General features: G+C 36.4%; 13 protein-coding genes. 9 read left to right on the forward strand and 4 right to left on the reverse strand.

The genetic code is table 11. From position 1 onward, the window contains the following. Nucleotides 1-2,403, forward strand: coding sequence for a GumC family protein (locus AC2S94_RS10700; protein ID WP_484628596.1), 2,403 nt, complete (start codon nt 1-3; stop codon nt 2,401-2,403). Here the strand turns inward: AC2S94_RS10700 and AC2S94_RS10705 are convergent. Then, nucleotides 2,392-3,129: a tyrosine-protein phosphatase gene (locus tag AC2S94_RS10705; protein WP_484628597.1), complete on the reverse strand. Its 738-nt coding sequence runs from the start codon at nt 3,127-3,129 to the stop codon at nt 2,392-2,394. The genes AC2S94_RS10700 and AC2S94_RS10705 overlap by 12 nt on opposite strands. A 77-nt stretch (nt 3,130-3,206) precedes the next feature. Between AC2S94_RS10705 and AC2S94_RS10710 the strand changes: the two genes are divergently transcribed. Genes AC2S94_RS10710 through AC2S94_RS10720 form a run of 3 tightly spaced genes read left to right on the forward strand, consistent with a single transcriptional unit; the run spans nt 3,207 to nt 8,409 of the window. Next, a complete protein-coding gene (locus tag AC2S94_RS10710) occupies nt 3,207-4,571 on the forward strand; it encodes a capsule assembly Wzi family protein (protein ID WP_484628598.1) in 1,365 nt (454 codons plus the stop codon). Between the two features lie 54 nt (nt 4,572-4,625). Further along, nucleotides 4,626-7,979, forward strand: coding sequence for a PAS domain S-box protein (locus AC2S94_RS10715; RefSeq protein ID WP_484628599.1), 3,354 nt, complete (start codon nt 4,626-4,628; stop codon nt 7,977-7,979). A 25-nt stretch (nt 7,980-8,004) separates the two neighbouring features. Beyond that, the gene (locus tag AC2S94_RS10720) at nt 8,005-8,409 is read left to right on the forward strand and encodes a response regulator (RefSeq protein ID WP_484628600.1); all 405 of its coding nucleotides are present in this window, start codon (nt 8,005-8,007) and stop codon (nt 8,407-8,409) included. Here the strand turns inward: AC2S94_RS10720 and AC2S94_RS10725 are convergent. Next, the gene (locus AC2S94_RS10725; RefSeq protein ID WP_484628601.1) at nt 8,378-9,490 is read right to left on the reverse strand and encodes an endonuclease/exonuclease/phosphatase family protein; all 1,113 of its coding nucleotides are present in this window, start codon (nt 9,488-9,490) and stop codon (nt 8,378-8,380) included. The two genes, AC2S94_RS10720 and AC2S94_RS10725, sit on opposite strands and share 32 nt — an antisense overlap. Nucleotides 9,491-9,505: 15 nt before the next feature. Further along, nucleotides 9,506-10,327, reverse strand: a complete 822-nt coding sequence (locus AC2S94_RS10730; RefSeq protein ID WP_484628602.1) for a phosphatase PAP2 family protein — start codon at nt 10,325-10,327, stop codon at nt 9,506-9,508. A gap of 164 nt (nt 10,328-10,491) precedes the next feature. Here AC2S94_RS10730 and AC2S94_RS10735 point away from each other — a divergent pair, with 164 nt between their 5' ends. From AC2S94_RS10735 to thrC, 5 genes are all read left to right on the forward strand, one after another. Continuing rightward, nucleotides 10,492-11,622: a vWA domain-containing protein gene (locus AC2S94_RS10735; protein WP_484628603.1), complete on the forward strand. Its 1,131-nt coding sequence runs from the start codon at nt 10,492-10,494 to the stop codon at nt 11,620-11,622. 12 nt (nt 11,623-11,634) lie between these two features. Further along, complete coding sequence (locus tag AC2S94_RS10740) at nt 11,635-13,098, forward strand: magnesium chelatase (protein ID WP_484628604.1); 1,464 nt, start codon at nt 11,635-11,637, stop codon at nt 13,096-13,098. Between the two features lie 334 nt (nt 13,099-13,432). After that, the gene (gene thrA / locus AC2S94_RS10745) at nt 13,433-15,880 is read left to right on the forward strand and encodes a bifunctional aspartate kinase/homoserine dehydrogenase I (RefSeq protein ID WP_484628605.1); all 2,448 of its coding nucleotides are present in this window, start codon (nt 13,433-13,435) and stop codon (nt 15,878-15,880) included. A 2-nt stretch (nt 15,881-15,882) separates the two neighbouring features. Next, the gene (locus AC2S94_RS10750; RefSeq protein WP_484628606.1) at nt 15,883-16,803 is read left to right on the forward strand and encodes a homoserine kinase; all 921 of its coding nucleotides are present in this window, start codon (nt 15,883-15,885) and stop codon (nt 16,801-16,803) included. After that, nucleotides 16,800-18,095, forward strand: coding sequence for a threonine synthase (gene thrC / locus AC2S94_RS10755; protein WP_484628607.1), 1,296 nt, complete (start codon nt 16,800-16,802; stop codon nt 18,093-18,095). The genes AC2S94_RS10750 and thrC overlap by 4 nt, the downstream gene beginning before the upstream one ends. 5 nt (nt 18,096-18,100) lie before the next feature. Here the strand turns inward: thrC and AC2S94_RS10760 are convergent, their stop codons facing one another. Continuing rightward, entirely contained in the window at nt 18,101-19,588 is a 1,488-nt protein-coding gene (locus AC2S94_RS10760; RefSeq protein ID WP_484628608.1) for a S10 family peptidase, read from the reverse strand. Between the last annotated feature and the right edge of the window lie 9 nt (nt 19,589-19,597).

Below are 19,597 nucleotides of genomic sequence, written 5' to 3' on the forward strand. Positions count from 1 at the left end.
ATGGAAGAACTTACCGAATTTTCAGAAGATAATAATGATTCGAATTTTGACTTGAAGGCCGAAATATTTAAATATCTAGCTTACTGGAAGTGGATTTTGTTTGGTTTTCTTGTTGGAGGGTTATTAGCTTATTTATACAATCGCTATACGATTCCAAAATACAGAACATGGGCCACCATGATTATGGTAGACGATCAAGAAAATAATGCTATGAGTGCCTTGCCATCTGGTGGTGGAACCATTTTATCCCTTGAGAATGACGGTTTACAAAGCCAGATTGAAAAGCTTAAGTCTAAGCAATTAATTTCTAGAGTTATAGACGAGTTAGATCTTAACAAATCGTATTATATCGAAGGTAATGTTATAACCGTTGAGGCATATAAATCGAATCCTATTGTGTTAGAATTTATATCACCAGATTCAATTGTAAATACTTCTAATTTAAATATTTTAATTACACCATTATCTGAGACGGAATTTACCTTAAGGACGAGTAATTCTTCTTATAGCCAAATTCATAAAATTGGAGAAATTATTAATTTGAACAATTTGGATTTTACAATTCTTCCAAGTTCAAAAAATCCTGAAGGATCTTTTAAAAATTCTAAAACTGTTAATTTTGTGGTGGAACCCGTAAGGGAGACAGCAAACCGATATATTCAAAATTTGGTTATTAACCCGAAAGGTCAGGCGAAGGATATCCTAGAATTATCTATTGTAAATGAAACTAGCGCTAAATCTGAAGATTTCCTCAATTCTTTAATGCTAAGATTTAACGAGGAAGGGGTTGCCAATAAACAGGAGGTTGCGGAGAACACCACTTCTTTTATCCAGGAAAGGCTTGAAATGATCACGAGTGAATTAGATTCTGTTGAAATAGGCATTGCGGAATTTAAACGTGAAAATAGAATAATGAGTGTTGAATCGGGAGCTGCCGAGTTCCAGTCCAAATTTTCAGCTGCTGAAGAGCAAATTTTTGATCTTGAAACGAAATTAGAATTATTGCGATCAATTGAGAATCTTCTCAAAAAACAGGGTCAGTATGATTTCCTTCCTGAAGTAGGGATTAGTGAAGGTGGTACTTCAGGTTTAATTAATTCCTATAACGCATTGGTTATGGAACGCAATATGTATTTAAAAGCATCAACCGTTAACAATCCTGTTGTGGAAGCTTTATCCGATCAATTAGATGGATTAAGGTCAAATCTTTATGAAAATATTGAAAGTACCAGGGAGTCGATAAATGTTCGATTAAATGAGTTGAATTCAAGAGAAAATAATGCACAGGGACGATTCAGCACCTTTCCGGGTCTAGAAAAGGGAATGCGTAATATTGAAAGACAACAACAGATCAAGGAGCAACTTTATTTATTTTTATTGCAAAGAAGAGAAGAGGCTGCGATCTCTTATGCTGCTACTGCTTCTGTAGCAAGGGTAGTAGATGCCGCATTTACATTAGAAAATCCAGTAGATCCTGCACCATGGTTGATATTAGTCGGTGGGTTTCTTATTGGTTTAATAGTTCCCATAGCAATAATTTTTATCAAAAATTTGTTGGATACTAAAGTTCATCATAAAGGCGATATGCAATTATTAATTAAAAATGTGCCATTTATTGGAGAAGTACCAAGAATTAGTGCAGACCAATCTGATGTAATTCATCTAAACGACCGATCTCCACTTGCTGAATCATTTAGAATACTTAGAACTAATCTCGCCTATCTTATCCAAAATAAAGATAAAAATGTAGGGGATGTGATTTTTGTGACTTCGACGGTTAAAGGAGAAGGTAAAACCTTTATATCTTATAATCTTTCAAGAACCTTAGCAAGTACAAATAAGTCTGTACTTTTGATTGGTGCCGATATTAGAAATCCAAAACTACATAGGTATACGAGTACAACTCAAGGTGCAAAAGAAAAAGGATTATCTGATTATTTATATGATTATGAAGTCACATCGAGCGATGTTATATCGAAAACTAATGATGATAACATCGCAGTAGATGTAATTTTATCAGGGCCGATTCCACCTAACCCAGCTGAACTTCTTATGAATGATCGCATGGAAAGTTTAATTGAGCATGCTAAGACCATGTATGATTATGTTATTGTGGATACAGCACCAGCAATGATAGTTACAGATACTTTATTAATAAGCCAATTGGCAGACTATACGTTATATGTGACAAGAGCAGATTTCACCGAGAAAAACTTATTAGAATTTCCCAAGGATCTGAAAAAACAAGGTAAATTAAAAGGATTGGCGGTAATTCTTAATGATGTTGATTACTCTAAATTCTCTTATGGTGCCCAATATGGATATTCTTACGGTTATGGGTATGGATACGGTGCCGATCAAGAAAGTAGATGGCAAAGATTAAAAAAGAGATTATTTAGTTGAAAATAGTCGTTTATTATTTTCAATAACTTTCTTCAAGATTGGAATATATTTTTTTTGTATTCTGATTTCCTTTATTTTTTCCAGATGATTTATTTTATGAGCATCACTGCTTATAAAGTCAATCATACCATTTTGAAGAAGAGAATAGGCTGTTTTTTGAATACCAAATCCGTAATGTCCTGAAAGTGAAAGCATGTTTAACTGAAAACTACATCCTCTGGACTTAATTTGAGTGAATTTTTCTAGATCTTTGGAATGCCAGTAGGAGTATCTTTCAGGATGGGCTAAAATAGGAATGTAGCCATTATTTTGAAGTTTAAACAGAATCTCATTGAGATTTATAGGGGGCTGAAAATAGGACATTTCAACCAGCACCTTATTATCTAAAACGGGTAAAATAGAATTGTTTTCTATAATTTCTACCAAATGTTGGTCCATCATATATTCCGCAGCATAACTTATTTTGACTTCCGTGGTTAAATGATTTTGAATTTTTTGATAAGAATTCTTTATTGTTTCAGGAGTATTTGGATAATATTCTCCAATTACATGAGGAGTAGCTACAAAATCAGTAATTCCGAACTCCCCAAAATGTTTAATTAATTGTAAGGATTCTTCGGTAGTTTTGGCACCGTCGTCTATTCCAGGCAATATATGATTATGAAAATCTGTTATACCTTGAATTAAATCAATTAGAAATGTTTTCTTTTTAAATATCGATAACATGAACTCACTTTTGTTCTTCAAAATTACAGAATTTAAATTCTAAATATTAATATTTGCAGAGTTCCTAGATCATTATAATGAAATTCAACAATTTGTTCTTCCTATTTCTAATTGTAGTTGGCTACTCCACAAACGCTCAAGTGCTATACAAATTAGATTTCGAGGGGCAGGGTAGACTATTTACCGGTGAAGAATCCCCATTTTGGATGCATACGAATTATCGTGGTAGGCTAGATGAAAAAACACACCTTTCAGGATTACTCTCTTATAAAGCTGAAATTGATCTTGCCGGTGAGAATAGTGCAGAATTCGGTCTTGGAGGATTTTTTAAAGACGGCTATGAAGATGGTTTTTATTTAGACGAAGCATATTTTTCATTTACTTCTCCTAAAATTGGGGTTGTACTTGGCAAAAAACAGCGACCAGATCTTTTTCAAGGCTTAAGTGCGACGAATGAGAATATTCTATGGAGCCTTAATGCATCACCTTTGCCGGGAATTCGGTTTTATTCGAGAGATCCATTATTTATACATGGAGAGCATGGGATTGGATTTATGGGTAGCCTGGAAGAATACCTTCTAACAGATGAAAGATATATCAAAAATACAAGGGTTCACCACAAAAGTGCTCATCTAGTATATCGGAGTAAAAGGAATTTAGAAATTTCCTTGGGTTTTCAACATTTTGTACAATGGGCAGGTTATTCTGAAGAGTTTGGTCAGTTACCCGGAGGGATCGAAGATTATACCAGAATTTTCACAGGTATGGCGAGTGAAAATGATGTAGGAAATGGGCAGGAAGTAAATGCTTTGGGAAATCAAATTGGTAGTTATGAGTTTAAAATAAAGACCAAAATCAAAGATGTTGATTTTCAGTTCCTCTACAACCATATCTTCGAAGATGCTTCCGGACTGAAAGCTGGTAACTTACCAGATGGAAGGTATGCCATTTATTTTGAAGATAACCGTGACACTTTCTGGGGCAGTTCCTGGTTGAAAGCCTTCATGTATGAATTCTATTATACAAAAAATCAAAGTAGAAGACGTAAAGGTTCTGCTGTAGATGGAGCAGATAATTATTTCAATAACAATTTGTATAGATCTGGCTGGACTTTCAGAAATCAGGTAATTGGTCTTCCATTTATTTTATTGAATGAAGAATCAAGATTTAGAATTGGGACAAATATTCTAACAATACATCATTTAGGGTTAAAAGGTTTAGCTTTCGATAAAATACCTTACAGGCTTCTTTTGAGTTACCGAAAAAATTATGGAGTTAAGGACTCTTTTTTTGCAAATACTAGAGAAGTATTTTCATCAATGATTGAGCTAAATTTAATTGATTCCGATTATCAATTGAAAGCTCAATTTGGAGCTGACATCAAATCTTACGAGAGTTCAAACTTTGGGATAGGGATAAATTTTTCAAAAAACATTTTTTAGTTTTTAACTAATTAATTTTTTGTACTTTCCACAAGCCCAAATTTATTTTTAAAATTGAACCATAAAACTCCAAATTTTTCTCAGGAGGCATTTATAACATTGTCTTATGATGAAGGTGTAATCGCCTATAATTCTGCAGCTAATATTCTCTTTAAAGAATTATTCGAGCTGAACCTGGAAAAAGGAAAGTGTTTTTCGGATGTTCTGCCATTGAATCTTAGAACCGAGGTAAAAAGCCGACTTATACGATGCCGGAAAGGTATGAGGCAAAATCTTTACTGGGAATACGATAATAATGGTTTAAATTTTGTCTTTAATCCGATTTTTAATGATTCCGGTAATATTGATCAAGCTACAATTTCGATTGATCAAATTATTTTAAGTTCAGATTCCATCAATTCTTATTCAGAAGAAATAAGGAAAGAGCTTGAATTCAATAAGCAAATCTATTCCAATCTATTTTATAATAATCCAGATGCGGTATTTTCTTTTGACCTTAAGGGCAATTTCGTAAATGCTAATCAGACCTCAGCTATTCTTGCCGAAACTACAATTAATAAGCTACTGAATATGCATTTTCTTCCTTTAGTCGAGGAGGAAGATCAGGAAATGGTTGCTGAAAAATTCAATAAAGCTGTACGAGGAGAGAATCAGAATTATATCATGAAATTTCGGAGTCTTAAGGGGACAAGAAAAATTCTTGAGATCAATAATTTTCCTATAACCTATAATGGAGAGATCATTGGGGTTTATGGCATTGCAAAAGATATTACAGCACAGAAGGAAACTGAAAACAAAATAATCGAAGAGCGCCAGATGTTGCGCACAATCATTGATAATATACCTGATTATATTTTTGTAAAAGATAAAGAGCATAGATCTATTCTGACGAATAAGAAATTTTACACTCAAATGTTAGGTCAGTCTGATGAATTTGATGGAAATGGTTATACACCTCTGGATTATTTTGATCAAGACAAAGGACTGGCTATAATTGAAGATAATAATAAAGTCATAAAAACAGGTAAGCCTGTGATCAACCGTCCTGACCTGGTTACTAATGCCGATGGGAAGCAGGAGATGGTTTTGCTTACCAAAGTGCCATTGAAGAATAAATTCGATGAAACCATTGGTTTAGTTGGAATTGCTCGTGATATTACCGAAACATACTTGCACGATAAAAAGCAGGAATTAATTTTTAAGATCATTAAGGCATTTGGAGATAAGCCAACTTTCAACGAAGCGATGATTCAAACCTTAAAGATCTTTTGCAAGGAGCTGGGCTTTGATTATGCTGAATCATATAAAGTAAGTATCAATAATAAGAATTTGATTAGAACTGCTTACTGGCCGGCAGATCAGGATCTATTAGAATCTGAGAAAATTCGGGCAACCTATCTCGAGGGGGAAGGACTTCCTGGCATGGTATGGAAATCTGGGGAAATTAAAATCCTAAGAAAGGATGAAAAAACTGGCCTGTTGCAAAACATGATTCTAAATGAGGATCAATCTTTGAAATCTGCAGTCGGCTTTCCAATTATATTTGAGGGAAAATTGATTTCTATTTTTTGTCTGGGATCCGTTAGCGATTCAAAGAAAATAGAGACCGAGTTGCTAGGAGATATTACCCTGCAAATTGCCTCGGCAATCGAGAGGAAACGGAGTCAGGATCAATTCAATGATTTTTTCAGATATTCTCCTAATCTAATCGCGGTTATAGGAATGGATGGTTTTATAAAAAAGATCAATCCGTCGTTTGTAAATAAATTCGGATTTTGTGAATCAGAAATATTAAGTAAACCATTTACTGAATTCATACATCCAGGTGACCTTAATAAAACTTATAAAGCAATAGATGATATTTCAATTGAAGGAAATGATTTTGAATTGCGATGTTTAAAAAGGGATGGGGAATATTTGTGGATCTCCTGGAGGTTTTCCAGGTATTTTTCAGAAGAGAACGTGGTTTTCATCTATGGAACTGACATTACTCCCTTAAAAAATGTTCATGAAGAACTTTCGGAACATATTTCCGAAAGAAAAAAGGTTCAGAAAAAACTGGAAGAATCTGAACAGAAATATCGTAGCCTTTTTGATGCCAGTCCTTTACCGATGTGGGTGTTAGATCGTGATCAGCTTCGATTTTTAAAGGTAAATAAGGCGGCGATAGAATTATACGGATATAGTGAAGAAGAATTCTCCGCAATGAGTGTTCGTGATCTCTGGGCTAATAAAGATGAAGATAAGATTGAAAAAGTAATTGCTGATAATACTGACACTTTTTTCCAGGTTAAAGTAGAGCACCTCAAAAAAAATGGAGAACGTATCTTCGTAAATGTAAACAGCAATCCGATGATCTTTGCGGGTGAGAAAGCGAGAGTATCCCTGGTAAGAGATGTAACCGCACGATTAAAAGCTGAAGAAAAATTACTTTACAGTGAGAAAAGGTTTAAATCTCTCGTTCAAAAGGGTTCAGACCTCATATCTATTGTTGACGAAAATTTTGATTATATCTATAATAGTCCTGCTTCTAGTAATGTTTTTGGATTACAGCCTTTAGAAATGAATGGCACAAATTTTAAAGATTATATCAACGAAGAAGATTATAAGAATATTGAATCTCACTTGAGTAAATTGAATAGCCTGAAAACTGTTCAACTACCTTCTTATAGAGTGAAGAATGCTACAGGAAAATGGAGCTGGATTGAAACAATTATAACAAATCTGAAAGATGACCCTGCGATCGAAGGAATCGTGATGAATTCCAGAGATATTACTGAATTTGTGGAGCAGGAGCGTGCACTTATAGATAGTTTAAGGCGTTACGATATTGTAGCCAAAGCTACAAGTGATCTCATTACTGATTATAATATTGAAAAAGATGAGATGACCGTTAGCGATGTTGCTACAGAATTATTCGGATATTCAAATGCCAACAGCATTTACACAGGAGAATGGTGGAACAGCAAAATTCATCCCGATGATATAGAAAGTGTGAGGTTTCTGGCAAAGCAAATGATGGACGAAGGTATGAAAAACCTTACAACGGAATATCGCTTTCAGTGTCTTGATGGATCTTATAAATATATACTTGATCGTAGTTATTTAATCACTGATGACAAAGGCAAACCAAAAAGAATTATTGGTTCTATGCAAGACATCACAGAGCGGAAACAGCATCTTATTGCGATAGAAAACCATAATAAGCGATTAAAAGAAATTGCCTGGACACAATCTCATGTAGTTAGAGCACCTTTAGCTAAAGTGATGGGATTGGTAGATTTACTATTGAATTATAAAAATGATCTTGAAAATATTGACGAAATTCTAGAGAATATTTTAACTTCAGCAAAAGAACTTGATGTAATAATCAGGAATATTGCAGTTCAAACCGAAAAAGAGTTGTAAGCTGAACCCCAAAAACGCCCTACTCATGTTAAGAACCATAATTATTGATGATGATGAAATTGTAACTTTCCTTCAACGAAAGATTGTTACAAAATGTGAACTAGATTCTGATCCTTATGTTTTCAAAGACGCCCAGGAAGGTATAGACTTTTTGGAGAATGAATCAGATCAGGATGTTGATTACCTAATCATGCTAGATATCAATATGCCTAAAATGAATGGATGGGAATTTCTTCAGAAATTGAAATCTGTTAGAAATAATGAAAGATTTCATGTGGTTATGGTAACTTCCTCAATAGATCGAAAAGATAAAAGGGACGCTGCTGAAGATCCTCACGTGGTTGATTTTATTGAAAAACCAGTGTCAGCGAGACATTGTTCTAAACTAAAAGGAATTTCTAAGTTGTCAGCTTATTTTGAAGAGGGATAAGATCTAATCTCTGTCTGATAGGATCTGCACTTTTTATTTTCTCTTCAGCCCATTCTTTTTCTTCTTCATGAGGCTCATCTGTATCTTCATTAATTACCTGTGCAGTGGGTTCATAATTTAATTTTATATACATAGGAAAATGATCTGATCCTATATTTCTTTCCCTGGCAATATCAATTAATGTAAAATCTTTAGTGTGAAAAACGTGATCTAGGGGCCATCTCAAAAGAAAATAATTTGAATTGAATGTATTGAAAAACCCTCTTCCAATTCGTGGATCCATTAAACCACTAAGCTTCTGAAATAATCTCGTGGTTCTTGACCAGGCAACATCATTTAGATCACCAACCACTAAAATGCTATCCTTTTCAGTATCCACATCTCTACCCACCATTAGCAATTCTGCATCTCTATTCGTGGAAGTTTCGCTTTCGGTAGGACTTGGTGGCATTGGGTGCAAGCAATGAAGACGGACTTCTTTTCCGTTTTTCAAAATCACATAACCGTGTATGGAAGGAATATCGTCCTGTACGAGGTATTTCACCTTGATGTCTTTCAGCTCCAGCTTTGAATATAAATGCATTCCGTAGAGATTATCTTTAGGAATTTTTACATTGTATTTGTAGTCTTCCTCCAGAACCGATAATTCCTCTTCCCATCTTTTGTCTGTTTCCAGGGTTAAAAGAATATCAGGTTTTCTATCATTTACGAGTGAAATTAACTTGTCACTGCGCTTATTTGGAGTCAGGACATTACTAACAAGAATTGATACCGTAGCCTTTGGATCTGAACCTTTAAATTTAAGTACCTGTTTTCTGGAGATATAAGTGTACGGATATATTTTTTTGAATTGGTATAAGAGGCTTAAAACCAAAATACCTACCGCGATAAACTGCCACATTTTGTCGAAATCATAGTAAATAACGGAGGCAACAATTACACAGATAATTAGAAAACTTATCTGGATCCTGGGAAAATCAAATCCTCGTACCCACCACTGGTCAAATCTTGTAAGCGAAGCCAGTGTAGGGATACACATTAAAACAGTAAAAAACAGTAAAGCAATTTCTCCTATACTCATAAGAACAATTCGGTTTTAGAAGGTATAGTTCAATCCTATACCTCTTGTATCTATACCGGTTCCCATCACATTTGTATTCACCGTTGGATATACATCCAATTTCTCATTCCCGATCTTGTGAATTTCTGGAACTAAGATACCACATGCTGCTCCAATTCCAAAGCCTATTAAATTATCTGTTAGAAAATGTTTACCGGCCTTGGTTCTTAAATAACCAACGTAAGCGGGAACTGCTACCGCACCGGCCCACACATAGGGAACAGCAGGTGAATCAGGATTGAAATCCTGGAATACTTTAGCAGTAAAAAAAGTGGCAGCCGCAGTTGCAGCGGTATGGCCGGCGAAGAAAGATCTTTGAGCATCAGAATCCACTCTATCTTCTATAGGTAAATTTTCATTATAAACTAATGGCCTGCTCTTTTGTACATTCCCTGCAGTAAGGGTGAAAAATGCTCCTGTGGTGGCCATAGTTTCCACGAACATTACTGAAATCTGTCCGAAGTTTTCTCTTTCATCTTCACCAAATAAAAACAAAAGTGGTGTTGCAAATGATGCATAAAATGGGATGTAACTAAGCTCATCAGCTTCTTCAGAATAATTTCCAGCAGCACTTCTGTCTATTCCCCAAATATCATTTCTACTGAGATTGGCTAGTTCTGTCTCGGTTAGTTCTGGTTTATTTTGAATAGTCATAACTCCAACTACGTTTAAACCAACAGATCCAGCGATCCAAGCACCATCTTTCCAGAAGTTGGTTTTGTAAGGAGAGTCCTTTTCCTGGGCAATGAGATTAAATGAAAACAGCCCGATAAATAGTATATAAATGTATTTGGTCATCTTTTTTTTGTCAAATCTCTTATATCCAATTAAAAATGAGAAGTAATTAAGAAAAGAATAACAGGAATGGCCCTCTATTGGAATATTTTCAATTAACATAAGTTTATTGAGTGTTTACAGGTTCAGTCTTTAATTTCTCTATGAAATGAATTATTTTTAAGGATATGAAAAGGAATGTAAACAAGGAGATCAGAGGTTTTGTATTTGATAAATACGATGCGCCCGAAACTTCTCCTTTTGACAAATTGTTTGAAATCTTTAAAGAGATTATTACCCATACTTCTGGGGATCTTGATGAAGCGCTAGACTGGCTGAAACAGCTTGATGAGGAATATCAATTAACCAGCGATGAATATACTCTAGATGATTTTATAGAAGACCTAAAGAAAAAGGGTTACATCAGAGAGGAAATTGATCAGGATGGTAAAGGCAGTATGGCAATTACTGCAAAAACTGAACGCGCTATAAGACAGCAGGCACTCGATCAGATATTCGGTAAACTGAAAAAAGGTTCTTCGGGTAATCATCGTACAAATCAGATAGGAAGAGGTGATGAGCATACAGGAGATTTCAGATCTTACCAGTTTGGAGATTCTTTGAGTAGAATTTCTATGACCGAAAGTCTTAAAAATGCCCAAATAAATCATGGGATTGGGGAATTTTCAATGTCTGAAGAAGACCTTGTGGTTGAAGAAACGCATCACAAGTCTCAGATGAGTACTGTTTTAATGATAGATATTAGTCACAGTATGATTCTATATGGAGAAGATCGGATAACCCCCGCAAAAAAGGTAGCGATGGCGCTTTCCGAACTTATCACAACCAGGTATCCTAAAGACACGCTGGATATACTTGTTTTTGGAAATGACGCCTGGCCAATTTCTATTGCGGAGCTTCCTTATTTGAAAGTTGGACCTTATCACACGAATACGGTCGCGGGACTGGAACTGGCAATGGACCTTTTGCGACGTAAGAGAAATACAAACAAACAGATCTTCATGATCACAGATGGTAAACCTAGTTGTATCAGGGAGAGAGATGGTAGTTATTATAAGAATAGTATGGGACTTGACCCTTACGTGGTAGATAAATGCTATAACATGGCCAGACAGGCGAGGAAAGTGCGAATTCCAATAACTACATTTATGATCGCACAGGATCCTTACCTTACTCAGTTCGTGAAAGAATTTACTGCCGCAAATCAAGGCAAGGCATTTTATACCGGACTAAAAGGTTTAGGTGAAATGATCTTTGAAGATTACGAGATAAACAGAAAGAAAAGAATTAGAGGCTAAGAAAAAATGAATATGAATAAAGAAAATATTAAAAATCTCGGCGAGCTTAAAAAATCGGGATATCAAAGTAAAAGTATTAAAGACGAACTTCGTGGTAACTTAAAGCAAAAAATCAAGAATAAAGAAAATGCTTTTGAAGGTATTCATGGTTATGATTACACCGTTATTCCTGAATTGGAAAGAGCTATTCTTTCCAGGCACAATATAAATTTGCTCGGTTTAAGAGGTCAGGCTAAAACGAGGTTGGCGAGATTGATGGTAAATCTTCTGGACGAATGGATACCTGTGGTCGAAGGTTCAGAAATAAATGACGATCCGTTAAATCCATTAAGCCGGTTCGCGACTGAACTGATCAAAGAAAAAGGTGATGACACACCAATTTCCTGGATTCATAGAGATGATCGATTCTTTGAAAAACTTGCCACTCCAGATGTTACCGTGGCTGACCTTATTGGTGACGTAGATCCTATTAAGGCTGCGAATCTAAAATTAAGTTATGCAGATGATCGTGTGATACATTTTGGAATGATCCCCAGAGCTAACCGCAGTATTTTCGTGATCAATGAATTACCCGATTTACAGGCTAGAATTCAGGTGGCACTTTTCAATATTTTGCAGGAAGGAGATATTCAGATAAGAGGATTTAAGCTGAGACTACCTTTGGATATGCAATTCGTGTTTACCGCAAATCCTGAAGATTATACTAATAGAGGAAGTATCGTCACTCCCTTAAAGGATAGGATTGGTTCTCAAATATTAACCCATTATCCTGAAGATATTCAGACGGCAAAAACAATTACTGCTCAGGAAGCACAATTGGATGCCCGACAGAAAGAACTGGTGCATGTTCCCGAAATAGCGAAAGATTTACTGGAACAAATTAGCTTTGAAGCCAGGGATAGCGAATTTATAGATCATAAAAGTGGAGTTAGTGCGAGGATGAGCATTACCGCTTTTGAAAATCTTTTAAGTACAGCTGAAAGAAGGGCGATAAGAAATGACGAGGAAAAGACTTTACTAAGATTTAGTGATTTCCTGGGAGTTATTCCTTCAATAACTGGAAAAGTAGAATTGGTTTACGAAGGAGAGCAGGAGGGGGCAGCTTTTGTCGCCCAGCAATTAATTGGAGATTCTGTGAAAACTTTATTTCCTGATTATTTTCCGAAGATCGAAAAATTACAAAGGCCTGATGAAACCACACCCTATGATGGCCTGGTAGAATGGTTTTTTGAAAGTTCAGGATTTGAATTGCCAGATGACCTTTCAGATAATGAATACAAGGAGAAACTTGACTCCATAGAACCTTTGAATAAACTGATTGATAAATATCAGCCGGAAGCTGAAGTTAAGGACAAATACTTTCTAAAGGAGTTTTTACTGTGGGCTTTGGTAGAGTATAAAAAATTAAGCAAGAAGAGATTTTCTAAAGGTCTTCAGTTTAAAGATTTATATGGAAGCTATATCAGCGGACTGTAAAACACATTCCTAATTATTTAAAAATCAACCCGATAATTTAAATTATCGGGTTTTTTATTGCTTGAAATTATGAATCTGATAATTTTTACCTGGAAAGAAACAAAAAGTTTTGCCGGTAGATTTATTTGAATACCTTTAAATAAGTTTTCGAGGAAAAACCGTGAAAGTACTTCAATCAAATATCAGTATTATCGCAGAGGAAATATCTTTCCGTCTGTATTCTATTGTTATTACTATTACAGGTATTACCCCTTGTGGGGTTCTTGCTATATAACTTTCGTCCATACACCTGTATTTTATAAATTCTTATTAATTTTTTAAAACAATTTCAGTTATGTATATCCTGAAATTCGGCGGTTCATCCTTAGCCACTCCTGAACGTATTAAACTGGTAGCTCAGACTATCCAGAATCATCTCAAAAAAGATACTGTTGTTAGTGTTTTTTCAGCTTTTGGCGGAGTTACAAACGATCTTTTACTAATGGCCGAACTTGCCGCCAAGGAAGATATTTCCTATAAAACTCTTCTTGAGAAAAATGAAAAAAGGCATTTAGATGCTGTAAAAGAGCTCATTCCTGTTACCGCGCAAAGTGGGATTCTGAGTAAAGTAAAAAATCAGTTCAATAGATTGGAAACCCTTTATGAAGGAGTTTTTCTTTTAAATGAATTATCTGATAAAACCAGGCACGTAATTTCTGGATTTGGGGAAACTTTAAGTTCCCAGATTATTTCTGAATATTTCAAAAGTCTGGAAGTGAACAGCCTTTGGGTTGATTCTTCTGAGTTGATCGTCTGTAAGAACATGAACGAAAAAGTTCAGGTAAATTACGATAAAACGAACGCCAACTTAGCTAATTATTTTAGATCGCACCAGGCTGACCTATTCGTAGTACCCGGCTTTGTAGCTAAAAATGATTTAGGTGTTCCCAGTACGCTAGGCCGAGGAGGTTCAGATTTTACAGCAGCGATCATCGCCGGGGCATTAGATACAGACAAAGTTTTGATCTATACCGATGTGGATGGAATGTATACGGCTAATCCAAATTTAGTGCCTCAGGCATATTCTCTTAATCATATATCTTATGAAGAGGCGATGGAATTATCTCATTTTGGAGCAAAAGTTCTATATCCGCCAACCTTGCAGCCATTGCTTGACAAGAATATAGAGATTCATATCAAAAATACTTTTGAACCTGATAACCCGGGTACTATTATTTCAAAATCGAGTAAGAAGAATTTCAGGTGGGTCACCGGGATTACCCATATCGATTCTATCAAACTTCTGAATATCGAAGGTAGCGGTATGGTTGGTATACCAGGTTTTTCAAAACGATTCTTTGAGATATTATTTCAGGAGCATATCAACGTGGTTCTTATTACCCAGGCTTCGTCAGAACATAGCATTTGTATTGCGGTGAAGGCCGATGAAGCTGAAAAGGCCAAGGAAGCATTAGACGAGGCTTTTGAAATTGAGATCGACTATAAAAAGATCAAACCTGTAGAAATTGAAGATAATGTCTCTATTATCGCGCTAGTGGGAGACCGGATGAAGAGTCATCATGGTTTAAGTGGTAAAATGTTTAGTGCGCTCGGGAATAATAACATCAATATTAGGGCGATAGCACAGGGTTCTTCCGAAAGGAATATTTCAGCCGTCATTGCTAAAAAAGATGTGGTTAAAGCGCTAAATACGCTTCATGAGCAATTCTTTGAAGTACCTTCGAAGGAGCTGAATCTTTTTATAACCGGAGTGGGAAATGTCGGAAGCAAATTATTAGACCAGTTAAAGAAGCAGGAAAAATATCTGCTGGAAAAATTGAGATTGAAAGTAAGGGTTTTGGGACTTTCTAATTCCAGGAAAATGCTTTTTGATGAGAATGGTATAGACCTCCAGAACTGGCAGGAAGCTCTGGAAGTTTCGGAAAAAGCAGATAAGCAATTGTTCTTCGAAAAGGTAAAAGAGTTCAATCTTCGTAATAGCATTTTTGTGGATAACACTGCAAGTGCCGAAATTTCTGGTTGGTATAAAAACTACCTGGCGAATTCCATTTCTGTTGTGACCTGTAATAAGATCGCTTGTGCTGATGCCTTTGAAAACTATCAGAATCTCCAGGATCTGGCGAGAGAATATGGAGCCTCATTTTTGTATGAAACCAATGTGGGTGCAGGGTTGCCAATTATAGACACTTTACAGAATCTTATTGCTTCAGGTGATAGGATTAGAAAGATCCAGGCAGTGCTCTCCGGAAGCCTGAATTTTGTTTTCAATAATTACAACGGCACGGAGCCGTTTTACAAAGTGGTGGAAACCGCAATGAAAGAGGGTTTCACAGAACCTGATCCAAAAATTGACCTAAGCGGAGTTGATGTGGCCCGTAAGATCCTGATTCTTTCACGGGAAAGCGGACTCCAACTTGAGCTGGAGGACATTGAAAGAGATGATTTTCTATCACAGGAGAGTTTGAACTCGGAAAGCAACGAGAGATTTTTCGAACTATTAAAAAATGATGAAGCTGAATTCAAAGCGATGTATGAAAGAGCAAAATCCAAAAATGCTGAATTAAAATATGTAGCGCAATTGGAGGATGGTCATGCACGAGTTGGGCTTCAGGAGGTCGGGGCACAGCACCCTTTCGCGAATCTCAGCGGGAGTGATAATATTGTGCTTTTCTTTACGGATCGATATCCTGAACAACCATTGATAGTCAAAGGAGCTGGAGCCGGAGCTGAAGTTACAGCTTCAGGAATTTTTGCCGATATCATAAGAATAGGTAAAAAATAGGTATGAAAGAATTGAAAGTTTTTGCGCCGGCTACCGTGGCTAACCTTTCCTGTGGGTTTGACGTTCTGGGATGCTGTCTTGATTCTGTGGGAGATGAGATGAGCATCAGAAAGAATGATTTAAACCAGATTCGAATTACAAGAATTACAGGTCAGGATCTACCGCTGGAAACAAATCAGAATGTAGCAGGGGTTGCGGTGAAAGCGCTTTTAAATCAATATGGATCTGATCAGGGATTTGATATCGAAATAGATAAGAAAATTAAGCCGGGTAGCGGGATTGGCAGTAGTGCGGCAAGTTCAGCAGGTGCGGTTTTCGCCGTAAATAAACTTCTAAATGACCCTTTTAGCGCTCATGACCTGATTTCCTTTGCCATGCAGGGAGAATTGTTAGCCAGCGGAAATGCCCATGCCGATAACGTAGCCCCAGCTTTGTTAGGTGGTTTCAGTTTGGTACGAAGTTATCAGCCGCTGGAGGTACTTAGTCTGCCCGTTCCTTCCGAACTTATGGTAGTTGTGCTACATCCCATGATAGAGATCAAAACCAAAGATTCCAGGTCTATTATTAAACAAAATGTAAGTTTGAAATCAGCAATAAATCAATGGGGAAATCTTGGTGCTTTGGTAAGTGCTTTATACACTCAAGATTATGAATTGCTGGGTAGAAGTCTACAGGATGAAATCGTGGAGCCGGTGAGGTCAATTCTTATTCCATATTTTCATGATCTTAAAAATTTGGCTACTGAAAATGGGGCGTTAGGCTTCGGTATTTCGGGATCAGGTCCCTCTGTTTATGCTTTGTGCAGAGGAGTACAGAATGCTGAAACAGTTAAAGAAGCGATGGAGGTTTATTATTCGAACAAATACATAGATTTTGAATTGCATCTTTCCGGAATCAATAAAAAGGGAGTTAGAATATTATGAGATATTTTAGTTTAAATAATAGGCAACATACGAGAAACTTTGAGAATGCTGTCGTACAAGGACTAGCTCCGGATAAAGGATTATATTTTCCGGAAAGCATCAATAAATTGCCAAAATCGTTTTTCAGCAATATCGAGAACCTTTCCAAAGAAGAAATTTCATTTGAGGCAATACGCAATTTTGTAGGCTCTGAAATTCCCGAAAAAGAATTAAGGGCTATTATCGAAAAAACAATAGATTTTGATTTTCCGGTTGTTGAGGTTGAGAAAAACATTTCGACTTTAGAATTATTTCATGGTCCTACTTTAGCTTTCAAGGATGTTGGCGCAAGATTCATGGCCGGTAGTATAGGTTACTTTATCAAAAAAGGGAATTTAGGGAAAATAACCGTTCTCGTGGCTACTTCCGGGGATACCGGTGGAGCAGTTGCTAATGGCTTTCTTGGGGTAGACGGAATTGATGTCGTGATACTCTACCCAAAGGGCAAAGTAAGCGAGATCCAGGAAAAACAACTCACCACTTTAGGAGAAAATATTACTGCCCTGGAAGTTGCGGGAAATTTTGATGATTGCCAGACAATGGTCAAAAAAGCTTTTCTGGATTCTGAAATAACCAGAGCCAGAAAACTGACTTCTGCAAATTCGATCAATGTGGCAAGGTGGCTACCTCAAATGTTCTATTATTTCTTCGCTTATAAGCAATTAAAAAACAAAAATAAAAAACTCGTGTTCTCTGTGCCGAGTGGAAATTTTGGAAATATCTGCGCCGGATTAATGGCCAAGAAAATGGGATTACCGATAGATCATTTCGTAGCTTCAAATAATGCGAATAAAACGGTTACAGATTATTTGAACTCCGGAAAATATACTCCTCAGCCAAGTGTGCAAACGATTTCTAACGCCATGGATGTCGGTGATCCCAGTAACTTTGTAAGAATCTTGAAAATTTTCAAAGAGGATCTGGCTGATCTAAAAAAAGACTTTTCAGCATATTCATTTAATGATACTTCTACGAAGCAAGCCATGAGAAAAGTTTTTGATGAAACCGGTTACGTAATGGATCCGCATGGAGCTGTAGGTTATCTTGGACTTCAGAATTACCTTAGTGAGCATTCAGATTCTTATGGTACTTTTTTAGAAACCGCTCACCCGGTTAAGTTTCTCGATACTGTGGAAGAAGCAATTCAGGAAAAAGTGGAGATACCTACTTCAATTCAGCAATTAGTGGATAAACAAAAAAAATCCCTTCAAATCAGCAATTATGAAGATCTGAAGGGATATTTAATAAGTTGATTTTTTTAGTATTTAGCAGACTCTGTTCCGGGAAGGCTGTTTTTAATGAAATCCCTAACATCATCGTTTGCCTTTTTAAGATCTTCGCTTCTTAAATACATCATATGGCCGCTTCTGTAGCCTTTAAAACTGAGGCGGTCTTTCATTTTTCCGCTTGGATCAAGCTGCCACATTGAATATTTCGCATTGAAGTATGTCGTAGCTCCATCAAAATATCCAGACTGTATCATCACGTCTAAGTTAGCATTCTGGGCCATGGCTTGTCTCAAATTCTCTCCGGTATTATTTCCACTTCTATCCCAGGGATGAACCGGCCCAAACATAAAGTACTTTAAATCTGTCTTAAATTTTAGCTCTTCTCTTAGGTAATAATTGATCGCCGGGGTAAAAGAATGTAACCAGGAAGTAAGTTCTGCATTATAATCAGGATTATCTCCCGCTTCTTTAGAATCTAAACCTCGATACCTGGAATCCAGTCTACCAACCGTATATCCATCCTTCTCTCTCAAAAGATCTTTCCAGAAATAGCGAAAAGGAACTTCAAGATTATTCTGGAGAATTACTTCTTTTTTTATTCCTGAATAATAGGCCATTTTTTCGGCCACTTCTTCTTTCTTAGCTTTATCAGTAAAACCACCTTTTACCAGCACTGGTAGTAATTCATTAATAGCATAATTTTCGACTTCAGGGAGCAATTCATCCAGGTCTTTACTTTGTAATTCTGATGGTAAAACCTTATGGTACCAGGCAGCTGCTGCAAAATAAGGTAACCTGTTAGCAATTTCCACAGGACCCTCACGGTCCAATCCTATTTCTGTAGGAGAAACCAGGATAACACCATTTAAATACATCCACTGACTGTTCTGTAATTCCAATGCCAAACCAGAAACACGAGTAGTCCCATAACTTTCGCCTATCAGATATTTCGGTGAAAGCCACCTGTTTTTCCTGGTCACAAAAGTATTCAGCCATTCTGCTAGATACGTAATATCAGCCTGTACTCCGAAGAATTTTTCCCTGTCAACTTTTCCTTCAGCGTCTGGGATAGGCCTGGAATACCCCGTGTTTACAGGATTTACATAAACAATATCGGCGACATCCAGAATAGAATTCGAATTTTCTTTGATTCCGTAAGGTTGAACCGGGAAACCTTCATCGTCAATTTTTAAAACCCTTGGTCCTGTATACGCGATATGCATCCATACAGATGCCGATCCGGGACCTCCATTGAAGGAGATCACTAAAGGCCTGTTCTCATTATTTTTGATTCCGTTTCTGGTATAATAAGTGTAAAATAAGCTTGCGATAGGTTCACCATCATCGTTCCAAAGCGGCATCATCCCGGTTTCAGCGGTATAATCAATGGATTTACCATTAATATTCACAGAATGTTCTGTAGTAACTGAAGTATCAATGGGAATTTCTACTTTTTGAGCATATACTCCTACCAGGCTTAATATTGAAAGAAAGCAAAAAAGCTGAATTTTTTTCATTTGTATTAT

It is taken from the genome of Christiangramia pacifica, assembly GCF_057221535.1.

Coding starts and splice junctions, on each gene's coding strand:
- AC2S94_RS10700 (WP_484628596.1), top strand. CDS start 1: ATGGAAGAACTTACCGAATTTTCAGAAGATAATAATGATTCGAATTTT.
- AC2S94_RS10705 (WP_484628597.1), bottom strand. CDS start 3,129: ATGTTATCGATATTTAAAAAGAAAACATTTCTAATTGATTTAATTCAA.
- AC2S94_RS10710 (WP_484628598.1), top strand. CDS start 3,207: ATGAAATTCAACAATTTGTTCTTCCTATTTCTAATTGTAGTTGGCTAC.
- AC2S94_RS10720 (WP_484628600.1), top strand. CDS start 8,005: ATGTTAAGAACCATAATTATTGATGATGATGAAATTGTAACTTTCCTT.
- AC2S94_RS10725 (WP_484628601.1), bottom strand. CDS start 9,490: ATGAGTATAGGAGAAATTGCTTTACTGTTTTTTACTGTTTTAATGTGT.
- AC2S94_RS10730 (WP_484628602.1), bottom strand. CDS start 10,327: ATGACCAAATACATTTATATACTATTTATCGGGCTGTTTTCATTTAAT.
- AC2S94_RS10735 (WP_484628603.1), top strand. CDS start 10,492: ATGAAAAGGAATGTAAACAAGGAGATCAGAGGTTTTGTATTTGATAAA.
- AC2S94_RS10740 (WP_484628604.1), top strand. CDS start 11,635: ATGAATAAAGAAAATATTAAAAATCTCGGCGAGCTTAAAAAATCGGGA.
- thrA (WP_484628605.1), top strand. CDS start 13,433: ATGTATATCCTGAAATTCGGCGGTTCATCCTTAGCCACTCCTGAACGT.
- AC2S94_RS10750 (WP_484628606.1), top strand. CDS start 15,883: ATGAAAGAATTGAAAGTTTTTGCGCCGGCTACCGTGGCTAACCTTTCC.
- thrC (WP_484628607.1), top strand. CDS start 16,800: ATGAGATATTTTAGTTTAAATAATAGGCAACATACGAGAAACTTTGAG.
- AC2S94_RS10760 (WP_484628608.1), bottom strand. CDS start 19,588: ATGAAAAAAATTCAGCTTTTTTGCTTTCTTTCAATATTAAGCCTGGTA.